The organism is Thalassovita sp. ABM4_323, assembly GCF_056158665.1.
On sequence record NZ_JBSWTS010000007.1, the window covers coordinates 256,072 to 281,024 of the forward strand.

39 protein-coding genes and 1 other RNA gene are annotated in these 24,953 nt (G+C 59.5%); 39 read left to right on the forward strand and 1 reads right to left on the reverse strand.

All coding sequences use genetic code 11. The features are described 5' to 3' along the window. Positions 1–18 precede the first annotated feature (18 nt). The 39 genes from ACXADQ_RS03525 (at position 19) to ACXADQ_RS03715 (ending at position 24,485) form a co-directional block, all read left to right on the forward strand. Positions 19–783, forward strand: coding sequence for an AAA family ATPase (locus tag ACXADQ_RS03525; protein ID WP_475315579.1), 765 nt, complete (start codon positions 19–21; stop codon positions 781–783). After that, positions 783–1,346 carry a hypothetical protein gene (locus tag ACXADQ_RS03530; RefSeq protein ID WP_475315583.1) on the forward strand — a complete coding sequence of 188 codons (564 nt, stop codon included), beginning with the start codon at positions 783–785 and terminating at the stop codon, positions 1,344–1,346. Before ACXADQ_RS03525 ends, ACXADQ_RS03530 begins: the two co-directional genes overlap by 1 nt. Next, positions 1,343–1,717, forward strand: coding sequence for a hypothetical protein (locus ACXADQ_RS03535; protein WP_475315587.1), 375 nt, complete (start codon positions 1,343–1,345; stop codon positions 1,715–1,717). The genes ACXADQ_RS03530 and ACXADQ_RS03535 overlap by 4 nt, the downstream gene beginning before the upstream one ends. Then, positions 1,714–1,926: a hypothetical protein gene (locus tag ACXADQ_RS03540; protein ID WP_475315591.1), complete on the forward strand. Its 213-nt coding sequence runs from the start codon at positions 1,714–1,716 to the stop codon at positions 1,924–1,926. The genes ACXADQ_RS03535 and ACXADQ_RS03540 overlap by 4 nt, the downstream gene beginning before the upstream one ends. A 1-nt stretch (position 1,927) precedes the next feature. Then, the gene (locus ACXADQ_RS03545) at positions 1,928–2,782 is read left to right on the forward strand and encodes a DUF3164 family protein (protein WP_475315595.1); all 855 of its coding nucleotides are present in this window, start codon (positions 1,928–1,930) and stop codon (positions 2,780–2,782) included. 9 nt (positions 2,783–2,791) lie between these two features. Continuing rightward, positions 2,792–2,932: a hypothetical protein gene (locus ACXADQ_RS03550; protein WP_475315599.1), complete on the forward strand. Its 141-nt coding sequence runs from the start codon at positions 2,792–2,794 to the stop codon at positions 2,930–2,932. Next, a complete protein-coding gene (locus ACXADQ_RS03555) occupies positions 2,925–3,149 on the forward strand; it encodes a hypothetical protein (RefSeq protein ID WP_475315601.1) in 225 nt (74 codons plus the stop codon). The genes ACXADQ_RS03550 and ACXADQ_RS03555 overlap by 8 nt, the downstream gene beginning before the upstream one ends. Before the next feature lie 15 nt (positions 3,150–3,164). Then, on the forward strand, positions 3,165–3,380 hold the full coding sequence (locus tag ACXADQ_RS03560) for a hypothetical protein (RefSeq protein WP_475315603.1): 216 nt from the start codon (positions 3,165–3,167) through the stop codon (positions 3,378–3,380). A 106-nt stretch (positions 3,381–3,486) separates the two neighbouring features. Continuing rightward, entirely contained in the window at positions 3,487–3,780 is a 294-nt protein-coding gene (locus ACXADQ_RS03565) for an HU family DNA-binding protein (protein ID WP_475315607.1), read from the forward strand. Continuing rightward, positions 3,779–3,852, forward strand: an RNA gene (locus ACXADQ_RS03570) — hammerhead ribozyme type II. The genes ACXADQ_RS03565 and ACXADQ_RS03570 overlap by 2 nt, the downstream gene beginning before the upstream one ends. A gap of 16 nt (positions 3,853–3,868) precedes the next feature. After that, positions 3,869–4,075 (forward strand): hypothetical protein, encoded by a 207-nt coding sequence (locus tag ACXADQ_RS03575; protein WP_475315611.1) that lies wholly within the window; start codon positions 3,869–3,871, stop codon positions 4,073–4,075. Next, positions 4,072–4,308 carry a hypothetical protein gene (locus ACXADQ_RS03580; protein WP_475315615.1) on the forward strand — a complete coding sequence of 79 codons (237 nt, stop codon included), beginning with the start codon at positions 4,072–4,074 and terminating at the stop codon, positions 4,306–4,308. Before ACXADQ_RS03575 ends, ACXADQ_RS03580 begins: the two co-directional genes overlap by 4 nt. Next, on the forward strand, positions 4,305–4,763 hold the full coding sequence (locus ACXADQ_RS03585) for a gp16 family protein (RefSeq protein WP_475315618.1): 459 nt from the start codon (positions 4,305–4,307) through the stop codon (positions 4,761–4,763). The genes ACXADQ_RS03580 and ACXADQ_RS03585 overlap by 4 nt, the downstream gene beginning before the upstream one ends. After that, positions 4,760–5,011, forward strand: coding sequence for a hypothetical protein (locus ACXADQ_RS03590; RefSeq protein WP_475315619.1), 252 nt, complete (start codon positions 4,760–4,762; stop codon positions 5,009–5,011). The genes ACXADQ_RS03585 and ACXADQ_RS03590 overlap by 4 nt, the downstream gene beginning before the upstream one ends. Next, on the forward strand, positions 5,011–5,613 hold the full coding sequence (locus tag ACXADQ_RS03595) for an MT-A70 family methyltransferase (RefSeq protein ID WP_475315620.1): 603 nt from the start codon (positions 5,011–5,013) through the stop codon (positions 5,611–5,613). Before ACXADQ_RS03590 ends, ACXADQ_RS03595 begins: the two co-directional genes overlap by 1 nt. Beyond that, positions 5,606–6,019 (forward strand): hypothetical protein, encoded by a 414-nt coding sequence (locus ACXADQ_RS03600; RefSeq protein WP_475315623.1) that lies wholly within the window; start codon positions 5,606–5,608, stop codon positions 6,017–6,019. The genes ACXADQ_RS03595 and ACXADQ_RS03600 overlap by 8 nt, the downstream gene beginning before the upstream one ends. A gap of 111 nt (positions 6,020–6,130) precedes the next feature. After that, positions 6,131–7,054: a glycoside hydrolase family protein gene (locus tag ACXADQ_RS03605; RefSeq protein WP_475315627.1), complete on the forward strand. Its 924-nt coding sequence runs from the start codon at positions 6,131–6,133 to the stop codon at positions 7,052–7,054. Continuing rightward, positions 7,054–7,590, forward strand: coding sequence for a hypothetical protein (locus ACXADQ_RS03610; RefSeq protein ID WP_475315632.1), 537 nt, complete (start codon positions 7,054–7,056; stop codon positions 7,588–7,590). The genes ACXADQ_RS03605 and ACXADQ_RS03610 overlap by 1 nt, the downstream gene beginning before the upstream one ends. After that, positions 7,587–7,934, forward strand: a complete 348-nt coding sequence (locus ACXADQ_RS03615) for a DUF2730 family protein (protein ID WP_475315636.1) — start codon at positions 7,587–7,589, stop codon at positions 7,932–7,934. Before ACXADQ_RS03610 ends, ACXADQ_RS03615 begins: the two co-directional genes overlap by 4 nt. After that, a complete protein-coding gene (locus tag ACXADQ_RS03620; RefSeq protein WP_475315638.1) occupies positions 7,931–8,230 on the forward strand; it encodes a VpaChn25_0724 family phage protein in 300 nt (99 codons plus the stop codon). The genes ACXADQ_RS03615 and ACXADQ_RS03620 overlap by 4 nt, the downstream gene beginning before the upstream one ends. A 3-nt stretch (positions 8,231–8,233) precedes the next feature. Beyond that, on the forward strand, positions 8,234–8,809 hold the full coding sequence (locus tag ACXADQ_RS03625) for a phage protein Gp27 family protein (RefSeq protein ID WP_475315641.1): 576 nt from the start codon (positions 8,234–8,236) through the stop codon (positions 8,807–8,809). Next, complete coding sequence (locus tag ACXADQ_RS03630; protein WP_475315645.1) at positions 8,809–9,015, forward strand: hypothetical protein; 207 nt, start codon at positions 8,809–8,811, stop codon at positions 9,013–9,015. The genes ACXADQ_RS03625 and ACXADQ_RS03630 overlap by 1 nt, the downstream gene beginning before the upstream one ends. 126 nt (positions 9,016–9,141) lie before the next feature. After that, a complete protein-coding gene (locus ACXADQ_RS03635) occupies positions 9,142–10,788 on the forward strand; it encodes a hypothetical protein (protein WP_475315649.1) in 1,647 nt (548 codons plus the stop codon). Further along, a complete protein-coding gene (locus ACXADQ_RS03640; RefSeq protein WP_475315653.1) occupies positions 10,788–12,353 on the forward strand; it encodes a DUF935 domain-containing protein in 1,566 nt (521 codons plus the stop codon). The genes ACXADQ_RS03635 and ACXADQ_RS03640 overlap by 1 nt, the downstream gene beginning before the upstream one ends. Continuing rightward, positions 12,350–13,666: a phage head morphogenesis protein gene (locus ACXADQ_RS03645; protein WP_475315658.1), complete on the forward strand. Its 1,317-nt coding sequence runs from the start codon at positions 12,350–12,352 to the stop codon at positions 13,664–13,666. The genes ACXADQ_RS03640 and ACXADQ_RS03645 overlap by 4 nt, the downstream gene beginning before the upstream one ends. Next, positions 13,663–13,860: a hypothetical protein gene (locus ACXADQ_RS03650; RefSeq protein WP_475315660.1), complete on the forward strand. Its 198-nt coding sequence runs from the start codon at positions 13,663–13,665 to the stop codon at positions 13,858–13,860. The genes ACXADQ_RS03645 and ACXADQ_RS03650 overlap by 4 nt, the downstream gene beginning before the upstream one ends. Positions 13,861–14,036: 176 nt before the next feature. Further along, positions 14,037–15,083 carry a phage protease gene (locus ACXADQ_RS03655; protein ID WP_475315664.1) on the forward strand — a complete coding sequence of 349 codons (1,047 nt, stop codon included), beginning with the start codon at positions 14,037–14,039 and terminating at the stop codon, positions 15,081–15,083. Position 15,084: 1 nt separating this feature from the next. After that, the gene (locus ACXADQ_RS03660; protein ID WP_475315668.1) at positions 15,085–15,474 is read left to right on the forward strand and encodes a hypothetical protein; all 390 of its coding nucleotides are present in this window, start codon (positions 15,085–15,087) and stop codon (positions 15,472–15,474) included. 13 nt (positions 15,475–15,487) lie between these two features. Then, positions 15,488–16,384 (forward strand): Mu-like prophage major head subunit gpT family protein, encoded by an 897-nt coding sequence (locus ACXADQ_RS03665; RefSeq protein WP_475315672.1) that lies wholly within the window; start codon positions 15,488–15,490, stop codon positions 16,382–16,384. A gap of 73 nt (positions 16,385–16,457) precedes the next feature. Continuing rightward, complete coding sequence (locus ACXADQ_RS03670; RefSeq protein WP_475315676.1) at positions 16,458–16,877, forward strand: hypothetical protein; 420 nt, start codon at positions 16,458–16,460, stop codon at positions 16,875–16,877. 2 nt (positions 16,878–16,879) lie between these two features. Further along, positions 16,880–17,308, forward strand: coding sequence for a gp436 family protein (locus ACXADQ_RS03675; RefSeq protein WP_475315680.1), 429 nt, complete (start codon positions 16,880–16,882; stop codon positions 17,306–17,308). Between the two features lies 1 nt (position 17,309). Beyond that, the gene (locus tag ACXADQ_RS03680) at positions 17,310–17,816 is read left to right on the forward strand and encodes a phage virion morphogenesis protein (RefSeq protein ID WP_475315682.1); all 507 of its coding nucleotides are present in this window, start codon (positions 17,310–17,312) and stop codon (positions 17,814–17,816) included. After that, positions 17,816–18,262, forward strand: coding sequence for a phage tail terminator protein (locus ACXADQ_RS03685; RefSeq protein ID WP_475315684.1), 447 nt, complete (start codon positions 17,816–17,818; stop codon positions 18,260–18,262). The genes ACXADQ_RS03680 and ACXADQ_RS03685 overlap by 1 nt, the downstream gene beginning before the upstream one ends. A 12-nt stretch (positions 18,263–18,274) precedes the next feature. After that, positions 18,275–19,204, forward strand: coding sequence for a phage tail tube protein (locus ACXADQ_RS03690; RefSeq protein ID WP_475315688.1), 930 nt, complete (start codon positions 18,275–18,277; stop codon positions 19,202–19,204). Positions 19,205–19,212: 8 nt separating this feature from the next. Further along, positions 19,213–19,560 (forward strand): hypothetical protein, encoded by a 348-nt coding sequence (locus ACXADQ_RS03695; RefSeq protein WP_475315693.1) that lies wholly within the window; start codon positions 19,213–19,215, stop codon positions 19,558–19,560. 62 nt (positions 19,561–19,622) lie between these two features. Continuing rightward, positions 19,623–19,922: a hypothetical protein gene (locus ACXADQ_RS03700; RefSeq protein WP_475315696.1), complete on the forward strand. Its 300-nt coding sequence runs from the start codon at positions 19,623–19,625 to the stop codon at positions 19,920–19,922. Beyond that, positions 19,919–23,542, forward strand: a complete 3,624-nt coding sequence (locus ACXADQ_RS03705) for a phage tail tip lysozyme (RefSeq protein WP_475315698.1) — start codon at positions 19,919–19,921, stop codon at positions 23,540–23,542. Before ACXADQ_RS03700 ends, ACXADQ_RS03705 begins: the two co-directional genes overlap by 4 nt. Then, entirely contained in the window at positions 23,539–23,961 is a 423-nt protein-coding gene (locus tag ACXADQ_RS03710; protein WP_475315700.1) for a hypothetical protein, read from the forward strand. The genes ACXADQ_RS03705 and ACXADQ_RS03710 overlap by 4 nt, the downstream gene beginning before the upstream one ends. Continuing rightward, positions 23,958–24,485: a hypothetical protein gene (locus ACXADQ_RS03715; RefSeq protein WP_475315704.1), complete on the forward strand. Its 528-nt coding sequence runs from the start codon at positions 23,958–23,960 to the stop codon at positions 24,483–24,485. Before ACXADQ_RS03710 ends, ACXADQ_RS03715 begins: the two co-directional genes overlap by 4 nt. A 93-nt stretch (positions 24,486–24,578) precedes the next feature. Here ACXADQ_RS03715 and ACXADQ_RS03720 read toward each other — a convergent pair whose 3' ends face one another. Further along, a complete protein-coding gene (locus ACXADQ_RS03720) occupies positions 24,579–24,863 on the reverse strand; it encodes a hypothetical protein (RefSeq protein WP_475315706.1) in 285 nt (94 codons plus the stop codon). Between the last annotated feature and the right edge of the window lie 90 nt (positions 24,864–24,953).

A 24,953-nucleotide genomic window follows, 5' to 3' on the forward strand; every position in this document is an offset into this window, starting at 1 on the left:
CGGCCAGACCGCGCCGAATTGCAAGAAAGCAACGAGGAAACAATGACACAGAGCAGCCACTCACACAACACTCTCGCCCCCTTGCGCAATGTCATGAACTTCATGGCAATGGTGCACCGCCTGGAGGACCGCAGCCACGGCCTGCCTGGAATGGGGTGCTTTTACGGCCCCAGCGGGTTCGGCAAAACTATGGCCAGCATTTATGCCGCCAACAGTCGGCGCGCATGCCTGGTCGAGGTTCTGAGTGCTTGGACGCGAAAAACGCTTTGCGAGAAAATCTTAAAGGACCTTGGGGCCGAGCCCGCGCGCACTGTGCCAAGCATGGTCGATCAGATCGGCGAAATTCTGATCCAGAGCAATCAGCCACTGATCATAGACGAGGCTGATTTTCTGGTGAAAAAGAAGATGATCGAGATTGTGCGAGATATTTACGAGGTCTCGGCGGTCCCTGTCATCCTGGTGGGGGAAGAAAAGCTTCCGTTCGAACTGCAGGCCTGGGAGCGGATCAACAGCCGCATGCTCGCGCGCGTCGCAGCGGAACCCTTGGATGACGATGACTTTGGGCACCTGCTGGCCATCCGGTGCAAAAAAGTGACGATCGAGCCTGACCTTCAGAACGCCATCAAGGCCGCCAGCAAAGGTTCGGCGCGCCTCATGGTGAACAATTTTGACTTGGCGAACCTGCAAGCTGATATCCTAGGGAAGACCTCTGTATCGCTCAAAGACTTGCCCGCGGATCAATTGCACACCGGCCGACCGCCAGAAATGCGGAGGTTCGTGTGATGGGGTTTCAGCGTACCAAACTGGCAAACCGTTCTCACCTGTGGGAGCTAGCCAAAATTCATAACGAGTTCACTGCGCATGATCTTTCGGCTGCAGGCAAGCGCAGCCTGGAATTCGTACGTCTGGCCATCAAGGATTGGGTGCGGTGGGGCTATGCCAAGTCAAATGGCAAACGTGGCAACCGCGATCTCTACAAGGTGACAAAAAAGCCTGGAACGCCGCCTGTGTCTGACGAGAAAGGCCGCGTGTTGAGCTCGATTACCCCGACTGAATCGATGTGGTTCGTGATCCGCAAAGCCGGGGTGTTCAGCTACCGCGATGTCGCAATGCAGGCCAACACCGAAGCCACACCTGTCACCGAAGATCAAGCGCGCGATTTCTGCCGGATGCTGGTGGGCGCCGGATACCTTCGGATCGAACGCAAGGCCGACAACAAAGGCCGGTTGGCGCTTTACCGCCTCATTCACAACACCGGCCCGATCCCCCCTCGCGAAAAGCGCATTCGCGCGGTTTGGGATGAAAATAAGGGCGAGTTCACCCATGTTGCGAGGACCCTTAAATGAGCATTGAAACACCTCTTGAAAAGACCCGTCGTTGCTGGGGAAAAGACCTGCCGGATTGGGTGGAAGGCCTTGCCAAAGCCTGCATGCAAAGCAGCCAAAATAAGGTTGCCAAAGCGATGGGCTATTCTGGCTCGCTGATCTCCGCAGTCCTGGCGAACAAGTACCCCGGTGACCTCGAGCGGGTTGAGCAGATGTACCGCGGCGTTTTTGAAAAGGCGACCGTGACATGCCCAGCCCAGGGCGAAATGCCGATCAGTGATTGTCGCACCTGGCGCACGAAGTCGCGCCGCTACAACCCCGTAAATTCGCGCAACGTGATGATGTTCCGGGCCTGTAAATCCTGCCCGCTGAATGCCGAGGAAAAGCCGTGAAAACCACGCCCATGACCGAGACCGAAATGCTGGCCCATTGCGGCCGGGCGCTACGCAAAATCGACCAACGCGGCCCACGCGGCGTCGAGCAGGTCACCCATGAAGAGATCACCGCCATGGCCGCGCTGATCGACACCACCGGTGCTGGCCATCTGTGCCTGCAAACCGCCGAAGCCGTTGATCGGCTGAACCAAGTGAAAGGAAACTGAAATGACCGCTTTGAGCCTGGCCCAGGTGGCCACCATGTTCCCGATCGGCAGCGAGGTTTTTTACTTCCCTGTCTCGGGTGACGATAGCCCTGAATACCAACACGCAGAGATCCGCTCTGAACCCTGGGTGTTGGGCAGCGGCGACACCGTTATCAAGATCACCGGCCGCACGGGCGGCGTTCATATCGGCCACCTGGTGAAAGTGGTCCACGAGAACAGCCCGTATCCGATCGGCACGGGACGCCAGGTGATTGGCGACACCGAATATCTGGCCGACGCCAAAGGCAGCCTGGTCCCGGTCAAGCTGATCAAGCCCCAGCACCTTCTGGAGGACGAGCTGGTGCGCAAAATAATCGGATACGCGATCTCGCTGTCCGCCGGGGTCTCGCGCTTCAAGCAGCACACATTCGAGGATCTGTCGGATTTCGAAGCGCTGCTGGCACAGCAATACGAACTGACCAAAGGCGGGAAGAAGGGGAACAAGACATTCCTGTCCCACGATGGCCTCTTCAAGGTCCAGGTTGCGGTTGCGGACCTCGTTGAATTTGGTCCCGAATTGCAAGTCGCAAAAGGGCTCTTTGACGAATGCCTGAATGAATGGTCCGCCGACGCGCGGGATGAGCTGCGTGTGTTTGTCACTCGGGCCTTCAACACGGACAAAGAAGGAAAAATTAACCGGGCGGAAATCTACAGCCTCCTGCGCATGGAAAGCACCGACGAGCGGTGGCAGCGCGCGATTAAAGCCACGCGCGACGCCATTCGTCCCGTCGCCACCAAAGCCTACGTGCGCTGCTACCAGCGGCCCACGCAGGATGCAGGCTGGCAGGCGATCACCATCGATTTGGCGAAGGCATGAGGGCTGACGATGTATGAAATCTTGCAACTCTACACTTCCAGTTTCTGGGTCTGGCTGGGCATCACCATCGGTTTGGGGGTTCTTGTCAATGGTCTGAGGGAATTCCTCATGTTTCTGATCACGGTCGCCCGGGACAAGCGTCATGACTGATGACCAGCTGTCCCACCTTGCCGACCAGCTTGCGCAAATATCCCGGCAGGCCACCCCCACCCCAGTAGCGGCGGCTTTCACCCTCATGCTTGCGGCGATCCAGCTCAACCGGACCTACGGCCTGCCCGATGACCTGACCAAGCAGATGTTCGCGGACGTGGTCGATGGTTCGGGCGACGGGGCGGATAATGACGCGCCCGTGCGCCTTGTGAACTGAAGGGAGCGACGAGCAATGAAACTCACTGCCGCAAAGAGAAGATTGCTAACAGCGATGCTGGAAGCAGAGGGGAAGGGCTTGGAAGCTATCGACCGCGCAGTATTTCAAGCTGACCCGAATGGAGTTTGTTACGCATCACTTCAGAATTGGGGAATGGTCAAGCCGCCCGGCGTCCTAACAGAGGCAGGGCGAGATTTGGCGGTAGAAATTCGAGCAGCCAGCCATTCGTGAAGCAAGTGCCCCGCAATCCAACCTGAAGGACATCGCCCGCGCCCGATCCTCACAAGGACGCACCACACGATTTTGAGTTTCACCCGCCATCAAGAGGAGACCTGACATGGCACAGAAGACCACCACCACCGAACTGGTTGCCGCGATAGCCGCCGCAGCCTGCACCACCAAATCTGAGGCGCAGACCTTTTTGGATGCGTTCAAGGCCGTGACCACGGACAGCTTGAAGGCCGGGAACCACGTTCAGATCGCGGGTCTGGGCGTGATCAAACCCGTCCACCGCAAGGGGCGCACCGGACGCAACCCCGCAACGGGTGAAGCGATGGAAATCATGGCCTCAACCGGTGTTGGATTTACGCCTGCAAAAGCCCTGAAGGACGCCTTGAACGTCGATTTCTAAGCGAAACATTCCCGGCCCTGCGCCGGGGACGTCGCCTGGGCGTGGTGGCCCCGGCCTGATGAGCATCCGAAAGGGAAGGCGTGCAAACATGAAACTCAATGACCAGCAAACCGTCGCGCACCGCGTTGATGTCCTCCAAGAGGCCCTGGGCAAGGTCCTGGACCGCGATGACACCATGTCCGTCGAATGGTCTGGGGCTGACCAATACGTGTGGGTAACCGCTGAATTTGCTGACACCCGAAGCGCCCATGATCTGTATCAGATCGCCCGAGAGCTGGAGGTGCTGCTGTCATGAGCGCAACTCAGCAAAGCGAAATCTGGCAACACCGGCAATCCGGCGGGCTCTACACAGTTGTGGGGCATGGGCTGATCGAGGAAGGCCTGGTTCCGGCAACGATCTACATGAGTTTGTGGGACGGTCAGATTTGGGTGCGCCCAACCGCCGAATTCGAAGACGGCAGGTTTAGTAACATCGCGGTGGATGAAATCACCGATTGCCGCCCTGAAGGTGAAAGGGACAGCGAATGAGCGCCGAAACCTTGCGCAAACAGATTTTCGTAGGCTGCCGCGAGCTGGGACTGGACCACGAAACCCGTCATGATTTGCAGCTTAACGTCACTGGCAAATCCAGCCTGACCGACATGAACGAGCGTGAGCTGAAACTTGTGGTCGATGCGTTGAAGACAAAAGGCTTTGTGGTTCAAAAATCCGGCAAAACGAGAAACAAGCGCGCCCCGCGCGCGGATCTGCGCCTGGTCCACGTGCTCTGGCGTAAGCTGGGAGAGGCTGGCGCTTTGCGCGAGCCATCGCGCGCGGGCCTGAACAACTTCATACGCAAGCAATTTGGCGAGACATGGCAAAGCGTGCCGGCAGATGTAGACATGCTGCGGGACCACACGCAAATCGACGATGTCATTCAGGCACTGAAAGCCTGGGCGCGGCGCGAAGATGTGGATTTTGATTTCAGCAGGGGGCGCAAATGAAAAAGCCTCTGCATTCCGTCTCTGATCACGCTGTCATCCGCTACCTCGAACGTGTCGAAGGCATGGATATAGAAACCATCCGACGCAAGATCGGGCACACCGTCGATCGCGGCATCGAGCAAGGGGCCATTGGGGTCGTCGTGGGCAGTGTCGTTTACAAAATCGTCGAAGGCGTGGTCAGCACGGTTTGGATCAAGAACCAGCCCAACAAACACACCCACCGTGGGCGCAAGAAGGGAAGCAAGTGATGGACTGGCCTTTTGAAACCCTCACCCCAATGAAATACGGGGCCATCCTGGCGGACAACCCGTGGCTCTATGAAATGCGCTCGCAGAAGGGTTACGCCAAATCGCCCGAAGCGCATTATGAGACCATGCCGCTGAAAGAGATCAAGGCTTTGCCGGTCGGGCATCTGGCGGGACCGGATTGCTATCTCTTCATGTGGTCGACCTGGCCGCACCTGTCTCAGGCGCTGGAGGTCATGGATGCCTGGGGGTTCGACTATGTCACCGGCGGGTCATGGACCAAACGGACACCCAAGGGGAAGATCTGTTTCGGGACCGGTTATGTTCTGCGCTCCGCGACCGAGCCGTTCCTTGTCGGCAAAATAGGATCGCCGCGCCCGGCCAGCCGATCCGAACGCAATCTGATCCTTGCGCCGGAGCAGATCCCCAACGCGATAGAGGCGGTGCGCCGCGAACACAGCCGCAAGCCGCCTGAAATGCGCCAGATGATCGAGCGCCTTGTTCCGAGTGCATTCTGCTGCGAGCTTTTCGCGCGCGAGGAATGGCCTGGCCACGATGTCTGGGGCAACGAGGTCGGCAAGTTCGAAGAGGTCGGCGATGTCTGAGCGGCCGCGTGATGCATGGATCGATGAATTGGAGCGGGATCTTGGTCAAGCAGCCGCTTTAAGACTGTTAGCGAATATCGGCGGGCAGCGGCGGGACATTCCAAAAAGCTCCAGAAAATCCAATCTTACCAGTGAGGTCGGGCAGGACGTTGTTGACTGGCTCTCAGCGCAATTCGGTGGCACCGCCTTGGACATTCCCAGTGCCCGAGCCCGCGAAACGCAGGACCGTGCAGCGGCATTGCGCGCCGCTATCCTGGAGGCAGGATTGACCGAGCCGACGAGATCGGCGAATGTCATCGCATCCGAGTTTGGCGTGACGGCCGCTTGGGTCCATAAATTGCGGACCCAGATGCGCCGCGAGCAGGGGCTGGACGAGCAGCTCTCACTGCCACTTGGAGATGAATAGCTTGTGGCCTTCTGCCCCCAAACCACTTCCCCCGACCTTTTTTAGCCCCAACATGGCACCCCGTTAGGGACGGGGTGTGGTCTGCCCCTGCGACGTATTCCAGGAGGCGACATGTCCCAAAAAACATCCCCGCGCGGCCGTGCTGCGCTGAAGCTCCACGAAGGCGACGTCCTGAAGGCGTACCGCTGCCCCGCTGGGCGTTGGACTATTGGCCCTGGACTGACCAAAGCCTCGGGGGTTGTCGACCCCAAACCTGGCATGACAATCACGGCCGAGGAATCCGACCGGCTTCTGTCTGTGGCGCTGGGGATGAACTACGAGCCTGCGGTCGCCAAAGAAATGCCGGACGCCAATCAGGGCGAGTTTGACGGCGCGGTCTCGTTTCATTTCAACACCGGAGCGATCGCCCGCGCCTCCTGGGTCAAGAGATGGCGCGTCCACGATTGGGTTGGAGTCAAAAATCGCCTCTACGCCTGGAACAAAGGGGGCGGCAAGGTTCTTTCCGGCCTGACCCGCCGCCGTGCCGACGAGTTCTCGATGATCCGCTATGGCATGTATCCCGATGGCGTGAAATTCACGCCCCAGGGCTGCGCCCGCATCGTGATTTCCATGGATACCGAAATCCTCGAAGGCATCCGGGTCGAGCTGCGCAAGTTAGGCTACGAGCCAGGCGCAAAACCGCGCGGTGTTTCTACGGAATCTGTGCGAGCCTTCCAGCGCGATCACGACCTGACCGTTGATGGGATCATCGGCGCCGCCACGCTATCCACCCTGCAGCGGATGCTTGATGCGCGCAGCAAAGCTGTTGCCCCGACTGTCGCGGCCTCGTCCTCAAGCTCGCTCGAGGCGATCGACCTGCCCTCGGCCGGGCCCGAGGCCGTGTCCGCCATCCCCGCCCTGGAATGGGTTATCCCGGTCGCCATTGGCCTGTCCTTGATCTGGCTGGCGTGGCGCGCCTGGCAATACCGCGATGCTGTGGCTGCCAAGGCCCAAACCCGTTTCCCCACCCTTGCTGCAAAATTGAGGAGCATCTGATGAGTGCCGCCCTGATCTCTCTGGCCCTGCAAGCCGGAGCCCCGCTTGTGCGGGATATCCTTTCAAAGCGCATAGGTGCTGAGAATACCGAACTGGCCACTGGCGTCGTCGGGCTGATCGCTCGCCGCGTAGGTGTTTCCGTTGATGCGCTGCCCCAGCTGGCCGAGAGCGATCCTGAAACGGTGAAGAAAGCCATTGTCGAGGTGGATGAAGCCCAGGCACCGGGCATGGTCGCGCTCTATGCGCAGGAGATGGAATTTGCCAACGCCACATTGCAATCCGACCAGGCGGATGCGGCGTGGAAAAGTGCCTGGCGACCGGCCGGCATGTATCTGATCGGCGTCCTGTGGCTGTGGAATGTGGTGATCCTGCATGTCACCAACGCCATCGCCAAGATCGCGCTTCCCCCCATGCCGTTTGAGCAGTTGTTGCAGCTCTCGGGGCTGTATTTCGGTCTCTACATGGGCGGTCACACCGTCAAGGATGTGGTGACCAAACTGGCCACGCGTATCTCTGGAAACGGGGGTGCGGCGTGACCCTCGACCTGGACACCTTTCTGAAGCTTTCCAGCTTCGCTCTCTCCTTCAGCGCCATCATCTGGACCTTCTTTGCCACCCGTCAGAAAGACACAGACAAGAGGTTCAAAGAAGGGTCCGACCGCATGGACCGGCACGAGAACCGCATCCTTTCGCTGGAACAGACCGTAAAGGTCATGCCCGGCAAGGACGACCTCCACGCCGTCCAGATGGAGCTCACGCGCATGAGCGGCACGATGGAGACCATGTCGGCGATCATGGAGGGCAATCAAAAGATCATGAGCCGACTTGAGAACATCGTTAGCCGGCACGAGGACCACCTGCTGAGCGAGGGCCGGAAATGAGCAAATACCAAGACACCCTGAGCGAACACGCCCGCATCGCCATTCTGCGCCTGCTCGAAGAGGCCCCGAAATACACCAGCAATGTCTCCATGATCAAAATGCTGCTGCACCCCTTGGGCATTGGCTACACGCGTGACCAGGTCACCTCCGAGGTGAATTGGCTCAAGGAGCAGGGACTGGTCACGATCGAGGATCACGCCGGGTTTATGGTGGTGACAGCAACCGTGCGCGGCGTTGAGGTAGCGCAGGGCATCGCGCGTCACCCTGGTGTGCAGCGCCCCAAACCGGGGAGCTGAGCCATGCCCGCCGCGGCCAAACTGGACCTCATACCAGCCGAGCTGCGCCAGTGGCTCAAGGAAGAACTGGAGACGCGCGGTTTCGGTGACATCATCGATGTGACCGAAGCTTTGAATTTCCGCCTTCAGGAGGAAGGCCTGGAGCTGACCGTAGGCAAGACGGCGGTCGGCAAGTTCTCAAAGGCGCTCAAGGATCAGCGTGATGCTTTCCAGATCGCCGAGACACTGCTGTCGGAGATCGACATCGAGGCCGAGGGTGAGCTGCACAAGGTGCTCATGCAGATGATCGCCACCAGTGCGGTCCACATGATCCAGAATGTGCGTGAAGAAGATGGGCACCTGGACCCCAAGGATCTGATGAACCTTGGCCGGATGCTCAAGGATCTGATGTCGAGCTCTAGCATGCGCGAGAAGCTGCTGGAGGACGAACGCAAGCGCGTGGCGCGTGAAGCCACCGCTGCAGCCGAGGCCGAAGCCGCTTTGCGTTTTGAAGAGGTGGTTGAGGATGCTGCTCGCGAAGGGGGGCTGAGCGCCGCTCGTATCGCACAGATGCGCAACCAGTTCCTGGGCGTGAAGTGATGAAGTCGCGCCGTCCCCCTGTGGTCCAGGACGCCATTCTGCTGGCGGGTGACTGGCATTGGCGCAAGGGGCCGCGCTGGAAGGCGTTCTGCGCCAGGTTCCTGGGACGGCGCGAAGAGTTTGTCACGCATCTGGGCGATGTCGCCCATATCGCCTGGTGGCGCGGTCAGCCGTATTTGATTGATCTAAGCGAGGCCAAGACATGATCCGCTGGAAGGAGTTGATTTGGAGGGTATGTTTCTACGTTGCGGAGCATGGAGTCACCCCGTTCTTTTCGGGCATTTTCTTTGGGCTAGGGCTTTGGGTCGCTTTTTGGGTGGTGGGGACGTGACATGACCCAAGCTGACCTCGCCCCCACAAAGCCAGTTCTTTCCCGCGATGGCGAAGCCCTACCAGAAGAGCTGCCCCGCGGCGCGCAGATCCCCGAGGATCTGGATCCGTTGGCTGATGGCATCCTCATGCAGCACCAGATCGACTGGCTGCAGGATACCTCGGATCTGAAGATCGCTGAGAAGGGGCGGCGTACCGGGATCACCTTTGCCGAGGCCCTGGGCGATACGCTGATCGCCGCGGCCAGCCGATCTGCCGGGGGCGACAATGTCTTCTACATCGGTGACACCAAGGATAAGGGCCGAGAGTTCATCGGCTATGTCGCCCATTTTGCCAAGGTGATGGGCGAGGCCCTGGGCGAGATCGAGGAGTTCCTGTTCAAGGACGAACGCCCTGATGGCACCTCCAAGGATATCAGCGCCTATCGCGTCACCTTCAAAAGCGGCTTTCGGGTTGAGGCGCTGAGTTCCAACCCGGCCAACATTCGCGGCCTTCAGGGCGTTGTTGTGATCGACGAGGCCGCGTTTCACAAGGACGTGCGCGAGGTCATCGATGCGGTGAACGCGCTGCTGATCTGGGGCGGCAAGGTGCGCGTCATCTCGACCCACAACGGAGTGCTCAATCCGTTCAACGAGCTGATCCGCGAGGCCAAGGCCGGAAAGAATCCCTTCAAAGTCCATTTCATCCCGTTTTCAAAGGCGGTTGAAAACGGTCTTTACAAGCGCGTCTGCCAGATGAAGGGCAAGACCTGGTCGCAAGAGGCCCAGGACGAATGGGAGGCGCTGATCCGGGGCGCCTATGGCGCGCGCACGGCCGCCATGCGTCAGGAACTCGACGCGATCCCAGCCGAGATGGAAGGCGCAGCCCTGACCCGCGTCCAGATCGAGGCTGTAATGAAGCCAGGCGTTCCGGTCGAACGCTGGTCCCAGCCGGACGAATTCAAGAATGCGCCAGACGCCGAGCGCATCCGAAAGGCCCGCGAATGGTGCGACACCCATCTGGGGCCGGTGCTGAAGACGCTCAATGAGAATCTGCAGCACTTCATGGGTGAGGACTTTGCCCGATCAGGCGACGTGACCGATATCGTGATCATGGAGCTGGGTAAGGACCTGGTGCGGCGCACCAAGCTGGTTGTCGAGCTGCGCAACATCCCCTTCGATCAGCAGCGCGATATTCTGTTCTACATCTGCGACCGCATCCCCAACTTCGCCAAGGGCGCCCTCGATAAAACCGGCAATGGGGCCTACCTCGCCGAAAAGGCCGCGCAACGCTATGGCACCCGCATCGTCGAGGTCAGCTTCTCCCGCCAATGGTACGAGCTGGAAATGCCGCCCTATATCGAAGCCTTTGGTGACAAGACGATCGAGCTGCCCAAACATGCCGACGTCCTGGCGGACCACCAGGCGCTGCAATATGTCGACGGCATCATCCGGGTGCCCAAGGATTTTCGATTTAAAGGTAGCGATGGGTTCAACCGGCATGGTGACAGCGCGATCGCCTGTGCGCTGGGGTATTTTGCCAGCCGTCAAACATATGCGGAATATGCCTATCAAGGCGTTCCGGGAACGCGTTCTCGCTATGCCGATCAAAACTCTGACGATGATGAATTTAGTGCCGGAGCAGGCCGCTTTGGCAAAGGAGCTTGGTAATGTCGCTACTTGACCAATTTGGACGCCCATTGAAGCCAGTTCCGGTTTCAGAACTATTGGAGCGCCAAGCCGTGCCATCCTTGGGATCGGTGCGACAGATCCACAGCGGACATCCCGCAGATGGTCTGACCACAACACGTCTGACTTCGATCCTGCGCGCCGCTGAGCTTGGGGATGCTACGGCATATCTCGAACTGGCGGAGCAGATGGAAGAAAAGGATCTGCACTATTCCGCCGTGTTGGGGGTTCGCAAACGCGCGATCCGCTCTTTGTCGCTTCAGGTCAACCCGGGGGACGATACGGAACTCGCCAACGAAGCGGCGGACATGGTGCGCCAGACACTGAACTCGCCACCGGTGAAATCAGCGCTTATCGACATGATGGACGCTCTGGGAAAGGGCTATTCGGTCTGCGAGATCGATTGGGCGCGCGAAGGCAAGAACCTGAAGGTGTCTTCTCTGGACTTGGTCGATCCGCGTTGGTTCGAGTTCGATCAGGAAAACGGTCAGTACATCTATTTGCGCGACAACGCAGGGCCTCAGCCGTTACGCCTGAACGGCTATGTCATCCATATGGCAAGGGCCAAATCCGGCCTGCCCATCCGTGGCGGACTGGCGCGCCTGGCGGGCTGGGCCTACCTGTTCAAGAATTACACTCTCAAGGATTGGGCGATCTTCTGTGAAGCCTACGGCCATCCGTTGCGCTTGGGTAAATACGACACGTCCGCCTCGGCCGAGGACCGTATGACCCTGTTGCGCGCGGTGCGTCAGATTGGCGTTGATATGGCCGCGATCATCCCAAAAGAAATGGAGGTCGATGTCATTGCGGCGGCCGCAACGGGCGCGGAAAAGCTCTATGAGGGCAAAGCGCGGTTTTGGGACGAGCAGTTGTCCAAAGGGATCCTCGGTCAGGTTGCGACGACAGACGCTATCGCTGGAGGACATGCGGTTGGCAAAATCCACGAGGAAGTGCGATCTGATATTCGGGACGCCGATGCCGAGCAACTGGCGGGATCTCTGCAACGTGATCTGGCTGGAGCGATCATTCGACTGAACTTCGATCCACGGCACAATGTTCCGCTGCCGGAAATCAGCTTCGTAACACCCGAGCGCACCGATCCAGACCTTCTGTTGCGACTGATGGAGAAGGGCCCGGCCCTCGGCATGCGGATCGCCACAGCGGATATTTACAAAGCGTTCAGCCTGCGAGAGCCGGAAGAAGGTGAAGATTTCCTGAAGCCGCAGAGTGGTGAGGTGCCTCCGACCGACGAAGCTCCGATCGATCGCCAGGCTGCATCGACCGCCCCGGTTGATGCGCCCAAAGACAGCATCGATGCGCTGGTGGATGAGCTGATGCTGGATGGTGAATTGCAGAAGGTCATGGAGGGTGAAATCGGGCCATTGCTGGAGGCGATTTTCAGCGCGCAGGATTTTGCCGATGTCCAGGATATCCTGGAGGCGTTCAGTCAAAGCGCGGGCTCAAAGGCGCTGCAAGAGCATCTCAGCCGGTCAACTTACGCGGCCCGTCTTGCGGGAGAGGTCGGCGCGAAGGTTGACAAGCAATGATCGAACTCAAGCCGCTGGCCCCCAAGGAAGCCATCACCTACTTCCAGTCCAAGGGCTTTGCGCCGGTACTGCAGCGGTTTCACCATCAGGATCTTTGGCGCGAGGAACATGCCCGAAACTTCGTCGTGGCCAAGGCGATGCGCGACGATGTGCTCGAACTGATCCGTGAAGAGCTCCTCCGATCGATGCGCGAAGGCCGGACGCTTGCGCAGTTCCAAGATGACATGAAACCAGCACTGCAGGCCGCGGGCTGGTGGGGCGAGGCTATCATGCGCGACCCGGTCACGGGCGCGTTTGAAGAGGTAAAGCTCGGGTCGATGCGGCGGCTGCGCACGATCTATGACACCAATATGCGCACGGCTCATGCAGCGGGTCATTGGGCCCGCATTCAGCGTACCCAGGCTGCATTCCCGTATCTGCAGTACATTCAGATCGAGCGCCCGAGCAAACGCCATGACCACGCTCGGTTTCACGATCATATCTGGCGGGTAGACAATCCAATTTGGCGCCGGATTTTTCCGCCCAACGGCTATTTCTGCGGCTGCCACACCGTTCAGCGGACCGAAGGCTGGATGAAGCGCCACGGTCGGGACGTGTCACTTACGCCCGATCTGGATGAACAGCCTTGGGTGCACAAGCGTACCGGCGAGGTGCAGGATGTTCCGCGCGGTATCACGCCCGGCTTCGACACCAACCCCGGCGCTGTTTGGCTGGATATCGAATCCCGTGTCGCAAATACCATGCCGGATATGGCGCTAGAGCGCCAGGCTCATGTGCGGGGCGTGTTGCAGGGCCTGCGTCTTCGCCGCATGGCGATCGGGCGCGAGACGCTTACCATTCTGGATGCGGACGGGACGGCAACGGCCATCATGGACGCAGACATTGACACCCCAGACAGGGTGCCTGTTGCGGGGTTGTTGCGCGATTTCGACAACCAGAACCGCGTCTCAGGGGTCGAGCTTCTGCATAGCCACATTACGGACGCGCCGCTTTCCTTTGCGGACATTCAGACACTCAAACATCCGCGAGTGAGATCAATCACCGCCGTATCACCTGGGGGGGCGCTCTGGCGTGCCCGACCGGCTCAGGAAATCCTAGGGCCGCAATTCGCTGAGTTCAGCGCCAGGGCAATTCCGGTCTGGCAGAACGAACTGTCCGCGATGCCCCAAGAGGACGCGACCTATATCATCAATCACGCCTTGGCGCTTTTCCTTGAGCGTAGAGGGGCGATCCACTATCATTTCGGATTGACGGACCGGCTCGCGCAGTTTTTTGCACGGCATGCCGATCTGATTGAAAGGTTGTCAAAATGAAGATCGCACTGATCCCAGATCCTGTGTTCGGAGATCTCGACGGGTGGAAAGCGCACCTCAAGGAATTGCAGTCGCTTCCCGAGGATACGGTCGGTCGTGACATGGGAATCGAATGGGCCGAAACCATGATCCGACAACTGAGCGAAGACGCCAAAACAGAACACCCCGAAATTTTGCCCGTAGAGGCCGATTGAGGCCGCGCCGCCCCTATCCCCTATAAAAATCAGAGGCGGGCGTTTTTGAAGGCTCTGTGGCGGATTTGAACGGTATCTGATCTCCATCCCCGGACGCGGATTGCCACAGAAGGGTCAAACATCCCCTAGACCACATCCCCGGCCCTATATGGCACAGCTCGTGACATAGATGCGTCATGAGTAAAACAGCACGACATTTCTGCGCTCTTGCGCCTTTGCCGGATACGGTGCCTGACCAAATTGAGGTCATGCCGGTCGGTGATTTGCGTTTTGCGCTGAAAGACAAGCGCAATCGCGCAGGGGCAAAACTGCGCATGTACCCCGAAGACGCCGAATCTGTTATTGCGGCCAGTTTCTCCCATGCAGCGGGCAACGTCTTGCCCATCGATTTTGATCACCGCTCTTTGTCGGCTCAGGGTACTGCCGACAGCCGCGCGGCGGGCTGGATCACCGAAATGCATGTGGAAGGTGATCGCGTCATGGCTTCGGTCGAATGGACGGCGGAAGGCCGTCGCGCGATCAAGTCGAAAAGCTATCGCTTTATTTCTCCCGTATTCACCACGCTGCGCTCGGATGGGCGCGTCGTGCTGATCGAGGGTGCTGGCCTCGTCAACAATCCGGCCCTCCCGGAAATTCGTCAAATCGCATCGAAGGATGAACACATGGACCCGATCGAACAGATCGCGGAGTTGCTTGGCCTGCCGGCTGACGACACCGATCAGATCGCGGAGCGCGTTGAAGCGCTTCTCGAAACCGAAACCCATCTGGCCTCGGTCACCGCCGCAGCGGGTGTCAGCGGCGATGACGCCGTCACCCAGGTGTGTAGCCGCCTGAAGGAAGGCGCTGGTGCCGACGTTGATCCCGCGAAATACGTGCCGATGTCGGCCTTCGCGGATCTGCAGACGCAGCTCGCCTCACTGCAATCCGAGGTGGGCGAGGGCAAGGCTGAAGTCGCTCTGCAAAAGGCGCGCGACGAGGGCAAACTGACACCGGCAATGGAGGACTGGGCCAAACAGCTGGCCTCCAAGGACCTGAGCGAGTTCCAGGGCTGGGCGGCCTCTGCACCGGTAGTAATTGCGCCTTCCGCGCGCAAACTGGCTGGTCGTCAGCCCCCGGTGAACACCGGCGCGCTGGACAAGACCGAGCGCCAGGTCGCGTCCCTGATGGGCGTCGATCACGAAAAATTCCGCGCCACCCGTGATGCCGAACTGAAGGAGGTCTGAAATGGTCGCACTTGCAAAGAACAGTCCGCGCACTCGCGTTGGAAAAGGTCGCCGCTTCGTCGATCCGGTAGCCGCGTCAGTGCAGATTTTCAGCGGCGCGCTGGTGGCGCTGAACGCGGCGGGAGATGCCATTCCGGCCATTCCCACCGGCACCGTCATGCGCGGGGTTGCACTGGCTGAGGCGGATAACACCACCGGCGCCGCCGGTGACGTAACCGTGGAAATCGAGCGCGGTCCCTTCCTGGCGGCGAATGACGGAAGCCTCGACCGGACCGATATCGGAACCGATGTCTACGTGGTCGATGACAACACCGTCGGGGCGGCCGGAACGCTGGTCGCCGGAAAATGCCTGGACGTCACGCCTGAAGGCGTTGTCGTCGAAATCCTCTGAGGAGCTTCCTGACATGGATATCAATCGCGCCGCCCTGGCGGCACTGAACACGGCGTTTAATACCGCTTTTAACGAACGTCTGACGGGTGTTGAAACCACCTATGGCCGGATCGCCATGACGGTGAACTCGACCACACGCAACCAGACTTACCCCAAGCTGTCCGAACTGGGGCCGATGCGTGAATGGATCGGCGAACGCTTCGTCGAGCGCCTGGAAGCGGACGGGTTTACGATCCGCAACCGCAAGTTTGAGAAGACGATCGCAATCCAGGCCGATGACATCGCCGACGATCAGATCGGGATTTATGCCCCGGTCGTCAGCGACATGGGCCAGGTGGCTGCTGAGTTGCCGGATGATCTGGTGTGGGAGCAACTGGAGCTGGGGTTCACCACCGAGCACTATGACGGCCAGATGTTCTTCGACACTGACCACCCTGTGGTGGATGCAGATGGCGTTGAACAATCCGTATCCAACTTCCAGGGCGGTGCGGGTGCAGCTTGGTATCTGATCGACGACAGTCGCGTGATCAAGCCGATCATTTTCCAGGACCGTGAAAAAGCCAAGATCGTGCCCAAGACGTCGCTGACCGATGACAACGTGTTTGATCACGACGAATTCAAATGGGGCGCAAAACGCCGCTGTGGGTCCGGGTTCGGTGCCTGGCAGTTGGCCTATGCCTCCCGTCAGCCGCTGACGGCCGAGAACTATGCCCTGGCGCGCGCGGCCATGATCTCGGCGCGGGGCCATCGCGGCCGCAAGCTGAACCTGAAGCCCAAGCTGCTGGTTGTCTCGGCGTCCAACGAGGGTGCCGCGCGTGAAATTCTGATGAACGAACGGGATGCGGCAGGTGCGACCAACAAATGGCGTAACACCGCAGAACTGATGGTCGAGGGGCGTCTGAGCCTCTGATCAGTTGAATGCGGTCAGTTTTTGGAGGGACCGGCAGGTCCGGCCCCTTTTGTAAACTGACAGGAGACCTGAAATGTCTGAACGTGAAATCCTTGAGAAACAGGCGCACGATCTTGGCGTCAGCTTTGCGCCCAACATCGGTGACGAGAAACTGGCTGCGCGTGTTGAAGAGGCGCGGGCCAAGGCAGATCAACAAGCCCAGACTGATCCCCAGGATACCCAGAATGCCCAGGGAGCCGATGGCACGGCAGATGCCGCCAAGGCTCATACCGCCGCAGCCAAGGCGGCAACAGCAACCACCGGCGGGGGGCAAGCGATGGCCCCCGCCGATGAGGCTCTGACGATTACCGTGATTTGCCACCGCGAGGACGGCCGCCGCCGTGTGGGTCGTCGCTGGGGTAAGGGTGAAACCACTGTCGCCGCCGAGGAGCTGTCCGATTTCGAGATCGCGCAGCTTGAGGCCGATCCGCAATTCACGGTCAAGAAAGGCTGATCATGCCTTATGCCAGCGTCGATCAATTAAAGGCGGTGATCCCGGCTGGGGATCTCGTGCTCTTGACGGATTTCGAGGGGGCGGACACGCCTTCTGATACCCGTCTGGAGCAGGCGCTGGCCGACGCGACCGCCGAAATGAACACCTATCTGGCCAAGGTGGTCAAACTGCCCCTCGCCGATCCGCCTCATCTTTTGACGGTTCTGTGCCGCGATCTGGCGATGCACCGGCTCTATGTCAATCTGGGGCATAACGCCGAGGTCTATGGCACCCTGCGCAAGGATGCCCTTTCGACCTTGAAAGCCATTGCGCGTGGCGAGACGGCCATCGGGGATGACGGAGACGGAGAAACCGCTCTGACCTCGCCAGGCGTAGCGATGACCGATGGGCCAGCGCGCGAGTTCACGCGCGACAGCCTGAAGGGGTTCTGAAATGGCCGTAACCCTGACCGCCCGGTTTGACGATGTGGCTCCGCAAGCGGCGGCTCTGCGTCTGGAGGCCGGCGTCCGAGATCTCGCTCCGTTGATGGATCTGATAGGAACGGTCCTGGTGAATGGTGCCGTCGAGCGCATCGGGCAAACCAATGTCGCGCCAGATGGTGCGCCCTGGCCGAAGAGCCTGCGTGCGCAGCTGGAGCAAGGAAAGACGCTGCACGACAGCGGCCAGTTGATGCGCTCAATCACGCATGTATCCGCTCCTGACCAGGTCGAGATCGGCAGCAACATGATCTATGCCGGCGTCCACCAAGCGGGAGCCACGATCAAAGCCAAGGGCGGCAAAGCGCTGGCCTTCACCTTGGCAAATGGCGAGGCCGCGGTTGTTGGATCTGTGACACTCCCTGCGCGTCCGTATCTGGGCGTGTCCGACGAAGACCAGGCCGAAATCGAAGAGCTGTCGACGATGTATTTTTCCGACCTTCTGGATGCAGGGAGCCTGTGATGCTTCAGTTGGACCCCATGCAGGTACGGGACCGTCTGCGCGACACGGTGGCGGGTTTCAAATTCGTCGGATTGTCGGCCGATCTGGGCCGCGTCACCGCCAGCACTTTGCAATACCCCAGCGCCTTCGTGATCCTGTTGGGCGAGCAGGCAGGCGAGAACCGTTATCAGAACGAAGACATGATCGATCAGAAAGTCACCGCCCGGATCGGCGTGATCATGGCCGTGCGCGATTTGGCGGACCGGCGCGGAGCCGCCGCTACCAACAGCCTGAAGCCGCTGCGCGAAGCGGTGCTGCTGTCTCTGTGCCGGTTCATCCCCGAAGAAGGCGGCGAGGCGTTCCGCTTTGTGCGGGGCGCATTGCAGAGCGGGATCGCCTCGCATGGCGGGCTGTTCTGGCAGGACGATTTCACCTTGCGCTTTGACCGGCGCATTCAGATCACTTGAGGAGTGTAAACTATGGCAACCTGGAAACAGCGGTTGATCCGCGAGGTTCTGGAAACCACCTCCGGCACCGCCGAAGTAACCGCCGCTGCTGACGCGATCCTGTGTCGGGAGGTGACCTTCAATATGCTCGACGCGGACTATACCGAGCAGGATTTTCTGACCGGGCAGGAAGGGGCCCAGTTGGAAGACCCCAGCAACATCCGCGCCGGCGCAACCTATCAGGTCGAAGCCGCCCCTCCTGCGGTTGCAGCTACGCCCCCGGCCTATGCGCATCTGTTGCAATCCTCCGCCATGGCAATGGCCGATGATGCTGGAGACACCGTCTTCACACCGCTGCCGGTCGGCACCGAAATCCCGTCCTGCACACAGCAGCTGCGCAACGGTGCTTCGATGCAGACCGTTGTCGGGGTGCGCGGCTCTTTCGGGTTCACAGCCGAGGTGAACAAGAAGGCACATTTCAGTTTCACCCGCCAGGGCCAGTACGTGGCACCGGTTGCCTTTGTTCCCGAAGCGCATGACTTTTCGAGCTGGCCGCGTGGCCTGGAATGCACCCCGGAAAACATGTTCGCATTCACCCTGGGCGGCACCAAGCTATGCGTCACCAGCTTCAACTTCACCGATGGGCGAACCCCAAAGGTCAACGAGTATATGAACTGCGAGGGCACCAAGCTGAGCCCGCGCATGTTCACCGGCGCTATGACGGTCAAACACCCCGACCTGGCCACCAAGGACCTGCTGAGCATGGTCAAGAACGCTGTCACCGAGCCGCTGATTTTCACGCTGGGAAAGGTTGCTGGCAAGACGCTGACGGTCACCGCCCCGAAAGTGCAGATCAAGGCCCCGTCCGAGCAGGAAATCAATGGTGATCTTGGCATCCGTCTGGATCTGCGCTTCCTGCCCACCGCCGCCAATGATGACGAAATCGAAATCCGTTTCAGCTGAGGATAGCCATGTTCGTTTTTGATCCTGACTACACGTTTGAATGGCCGGTGACCGTCGAATACCCGGCTGACGGCGGGGTGGATACCCGAGAGTTCACGGGCATTTTCCGGCTGCCAGAGGATGAACTGGAGATCTATGCCAAGCCTGAAGACATAAGCATCTCCGGCGTCATTTCCGGGGTCCGCGACCGCCTCTCGAAATACTGGGTCGGCTGGCATGGCATCGAGGTACGCGGTAGCGGTGAATTGGCGTTTTCCGAAGATGCCCGCGCCCGGCTGTTGCGCCAGCGGCCCGTGCGAGAAGCCGTCGATCGGGCCTTGTCCGAATCCGTGTTGGGTTTGCGGGAAAAAAACTGACCCTGGCCGCGCAGGCGATCTACGGCGGCGCGGCCATATCCGATGACCTGATTGAAGATCTGATGGCCGAAGGCGGGCTGACCCGCCAGCAGGCGCAGGAACAGGCCGAAGCCATGATGGGCGTCGATGCCCCTGAATTGCGCCTCCCCGAAAGCGAGCGCCGCCTGATCCAGTTGGCGCTGGCAACCGTCGGAAAGTGGCGCGTGGTCAGCAAGCCGATGGGTGGAGCCAAATTGCTTGGCTTCGATCTGAGCGAAATCGACGTGGCGGCCCGCTGGCTGAAGATCGCACCGGACCCCGCCCTACTGGATGGGCTGGGCATCATTGAACGGGCCGCGCTGAAGGTGCTGGAGGCGACATGACAGAAATGCGCGCGAAACTGGTTGTTGAAGCGGACGGCTCTGCTGTTGTCGGCATGGCGCAGCGCGTCACCGGCGGGCTGGATACTATGTCCGGCGCAGCCGAAAAAACCGCGCAGAACTTCCAGAAAGTCAAAGTGCAGTCCGAGGCGGCCGAGCGAATGCAGCGCCGCCTTAACACCACGTTCAACGATTTTGGTGCTGATCGGAAATCAGCGCGGGAAAGTGCACGGGCTTTCGAGGATGCTACAAGGGCACAACAGGCGTACCGTGCATTAGAAGAAAGCATCGATCCGCTGATCCGCGCGGAACGTGAACTGGCCGCAGCCCAGAAGGTCGTGAATGCCGCCGTTGCTTCGGGCGTGGCCACACAAGACGAAGCCAATCGCAGTATGCAGCTGCTTCAGGGGCGGTATGATGCCTTGGCGGCTGGGCAGAACCGGGTTGCTCGCTCTTCCAGGGCGATGCGCGGCGGCGTTCAGAATGCCAGCTACCAAATTGCCGATGCGGCGGTCCAGTTGCAGGCTGGCACCGCCGCATCGATCGTTTTTGCCCAACAGATGCCCCAACTTCTGGGCGGCATGGGTATGATTGGGGCTGTGATGGGGGCAGTGGTCGCGCTAGGAACGCCCTTGGTCTCGATGCTGCTCTCGACCGAAGAGTCCGCTGGGTCGCTCGATGAGCGCATGAACAAGCTGGATGGTAGTCTGCAATCTGTTGCCGATCGGCTGAAAACCCTGCGCGACCAGAACCTGTCTTTGACCTTCGGCACAATGGCCGGCGACGTTCGGGATATGACCGAAGCCTTGTTGGCACTGGACCGGGCCGCCGGGTTGAAACACCTTCAAAGTGTCCTTTCAGAGTCTCTCGACTTCGACAAGGAAACCTGGGGACAATGGGTTAAGCGTAGTCTTGGACCCGGAGCGATGACCGCCGCGCCAGACAGTCTTGGCCGACAAATGAGCCAGGCTCTGGAGGCTAAACATAGTCGCGAAAACTATGCCGCGCTCACTGATGGCCGCGGCCCCTCCTACGATGAGTTCCTGCAGCGTCGTCAGAAAATTACCGATCTTGCTGAGGCCGGCGAAGCGCAGAAGGTGTTTTCCGAGGTCAAATCTCTTATTCTGGATTTTGCAGAAGGCGGACCGATCACAGGTCTTAATGATGACCTCCTAAAGGTGCTGCTAACCTTGGGTGATGTGGCCCAGAAGACGGCTGAAATTGAGGCCATGTTTAACGGCAGCGCTTTGGCTGCGCGCCAGGACAAAGAGGTCGCTAAGCTGGCAACGTCCTATGCCCGTCAGGCCGAGTTGGCCGCCGCGATTTCACAGTACGGGGAAAACAGCTCACAGGTCGATGCTGTCCGTAATCGCCATGCCCGCGAGGCGCTGCAATTGCGCCTTCGGGAGATGAATATTGAAGAAGGCAGCGCGAAAGAAAAAGAAGCCTTGGTCGCTCTAGAGCAAGCTCAGTCACAAGAGCTTTATCTGCGAGATAGCAAACGGCAAAAGGCCATCAATGCGACACTCACGAGCATGGAGGATGAGCGCGCCGTCGCGGCGGCCATCGTGACGAATGGTGAGCTCAGCGTTGAGGTGGAGCGCCTGCGCACGGAACAGGCCAAGGAAGTGTTGCGAATCCGCCTGGCGGAACTCGGCGCCACCGATGAGCAGATCGCCAAGGCGGAAGCACTACTAGAGCAACAGCGCAAAGCCATTCGGGATGTTCAGACGGACAAGGTCGAAAAATCTGCAGCAGCTCAGATCGCCAGCCTGGAAAACCAGGTGCGTATCAATGAGGCCATCCTGCGCCATGGAAAGGACAGCCTGGAGGTCAAGCGTCTTCAAATCGATGCGGCCCGCGCAGAATTTGAACAGTCTTTGAAAACCCTGAATGTTTCCGAAGCCACGATGGAGAACCTGCGGGCTCAATGGGAACTCGCCAAGGGTCTGGCCGGGGTCGATCCGTTCGGCATCCTCGCCAGCGCGCAGTCCTTGTTGGAGGCGCAAACCAAATCTCTGGCCAAACTGCAATTTGAGCAGGCCCTGATGGGCCAGAACGCAACCATCCGCCGTCAGGCCCTGGCACTCTATGAGGCCGAGTTGGAAATTCGGCAACGCAATATCGATGCGGCCAGCGAATTGGCCGATCAGATCCGCGAAGGCGCATTGGCCGAAAGCGATCTGGCCGCTGAAGTTGCCCGTCAGGTGGATGCCTGGGAGGATGTGCAAAGCTCGGCCGAGAGCGCGATCGACAAGATCGTCGATGCTATGTTCGATGCGGACATTCCGGGAGTATTCGAGGGAGTCGCAGAGGAAATCCAGACGTTGGCTGCCGATTTGGCAATCAAAAACCCTCTCAAAAATGCGCTCGTCGGAACGGATTACGCGACCTTGAGCGATGCCGGCGGGCTGGCCGGGATCTGGGATCGCCTTGTCGGCAAGTCAGTAAAGGTTGATCCGGCCTCCGTTGCGGCAGGAACTGCCGCTCAATCTGTCGCACGGATGGATGTCACCGCCGCGACCGTAGTGATTGGCGGCGGTGGTGTCAGTCAAATCATGGGTGGGGTGGGCACCGACTTCAGCGCGGCAAACCTATCGAACAACCCCGTCGCGGGCCAGATTTGGGATTTCTTCTCCAGCAAAGGACTGGCCCCACATCAGGTCTCCGGGATCTTAGGCCATGTGCAGGTGGAAAGCGGTTTCAACCCCCAGGCGGTTGGCGATGCAGGAACGTCTTTCGGCCTGTTCCAGCATCACAAGACGCGCGGTGCCGGACTGCTCGATGCTGTTGGTGGGCGTGAAGGCTTGGGCGATGTCAACGCTCAACTTGAATATGTATGGCGGGAGCTGAAAACTTCGGAAGCGGGGGTTCTTAAAAAGCTTCTGGCCTCAATCGATGTGCAGGAAGCCACCTCCGCTTTTGCTGGGTTTGAACGACCGGCCGGGTGGTCCGCCGCAAATCCGATGGGGTCGCTTCATTGGGATCGGCGCCTGGCATCCGCCGAGCAGGCACTCACCCGTTTTTCCACAACGACGGGCACGGCCACGCAGAACCTCGATGTTCTAGGGGGCGGGTTCGATGTATTTGGTCAGGCGCTTTCACAGGTTCAGGTTGGATCGGGTGGTGGTGGCATTTTCGGATCGCTGATCGGGCTGGGTCTCAAGGCTCTGGGCTTGCCTGGGTTTTCCGGCGGTGGGGCCACCGGTGGCTCTGACCCAAAACGCGTGGCAGGCTTGGTTCACGAGAGCGAGTACGTTTTCGATGCGGTCAGCACAGCCAGGATCGGAGTTGCCAATCTGGAAGCAATCCGACGTGGCACGATGCCGGGCTATGAAAGTGGTGGGTATGTCAGCCATGCTCGGGGGTATTCGTTCCTGACAGGTACCGGAACGATGCAGCCCGCCAATGTGACTTTTGCCCCGATCATCGCTCCGATCAACAACAGCTCCGCCGCGCTGGATATGCAGGTTCAGGAAAGCACCGATGCGCGCGGGCAGCGCAGGTACGATCTGGTTCTATCCGATGCGGTAGCGACCGGCACCGGCGCGCGCGGCGGGCAGGCAGCCAAGGTCATGGGCAGCCGCTATGGGCTCAAACCTCGGGGGATCGCGCGCGGATGATTGCGACCTGGCCCGATACCCTCCCGCGCCCCGAGCGCAAGACCTGGAACGCCCAGCCCCAGGACGCGCGCCGGAAGCGCCAGCATGATGGCGGCCCGCCGGGCTATCGCCGCCGTTTTTCGTCGGCGGCTGAGTTTGTCACGCTGTCGGTTATTCTGACGCGGACGCAAAAGGCCGTCTTTGACCAGTTCTATCGCCTGGAATGCGCGCACGGGGCACATCTTTTCTGGATGCCGGACCCGACCACTGACGGCTGGGCGCTTCTTGATGAGGATGATCGGCCCTTGCTGGTCGATGACAATACGCCGCTTTTGGTTGCTGCAACATGGCTTTGTGCCTGGGGCGATGAGCCCCCGCAAGAAAGCATCGCAGGCCAGGTCGAGTTTCGAAAATCTTTTCAGATTGTGGTGATGCCATGAGCCGCAGAATTTCCCTGAACGCGCGCCAGGCGCATGATGAACACCACTCGGCTGAGATCGAGGTTGTCCTGTTCGAAATCAACCATCCGGCTCTGGAAGGTCCGATCCGACTTTCCACGGACAACACGGAGCGCCTAAGCGTGGACCCGTTGATCTATGGGACGCGGTCAGCCTGGCGCGGAGCCAATCCGCTAAGCGATCCATATCTTTGGATCATCGCGAGCGCTGTCATTCCTGACGACAGCGAAGACGTACCTGCTGCCTCGCAGATCGTTCTTGAGAATCTGGACGACCGTATGACGGAAGTGCTGCGCAGCTTCACTGAGCTGGCGGAGATGCACATGGCTGTGGTCCTGGCCTCCTCTCCTAGCGACATCGAGGGCGAATGGCTCGGTCTAAAGTTGATGAACGCCGAGGGAGATGCGGGTCAGATTGTTTTGTCGCTGTCGCGCGAAGAGATCGAGCTGGAGCATTTCCCCTCCGGCCGGATGAGCCGCCACAAGTTTCCGGGGCTGCACCTATGAGGAGGATAATCAAACTCATTAACCGGATATTGCGCCGCAAAGCCAAAACCCGCCGCCTAGAGCCGCCAAGTTTGGCGGCTCAGGTGGAGGCTTCTATCGGGAAATTTTCACGGGCTTCAAAGGCGTTGGAAGCTGCTTATTCACCAAAGCAAAGAGATCCTTCGTGATGCGGTTAATCTCTGGCATCATCTGTCCAACCTCTGCCGGGATGTGCACTTTGGCATTTTCTTCGGCCTGCCAAAGCAAGTTCTCCAACGACTCGCGTACCGTGGGGTGCTCAAGTGTCAGTTCGGCCAATACGAGGGATATAAAGGTTGAGTGGACAAGCTGCGTAAGCCGAAGCTCTTCAAGCTCATCGAGTATTTCCTCTTCATTCATCAGGTTCGTTCTTTCGTGGTTGCATCACTTAGGAATGAATGTCGGAGGGCGTTGGGGCGCCCTCCGACACTTGATGGGTAACAGCTGCGT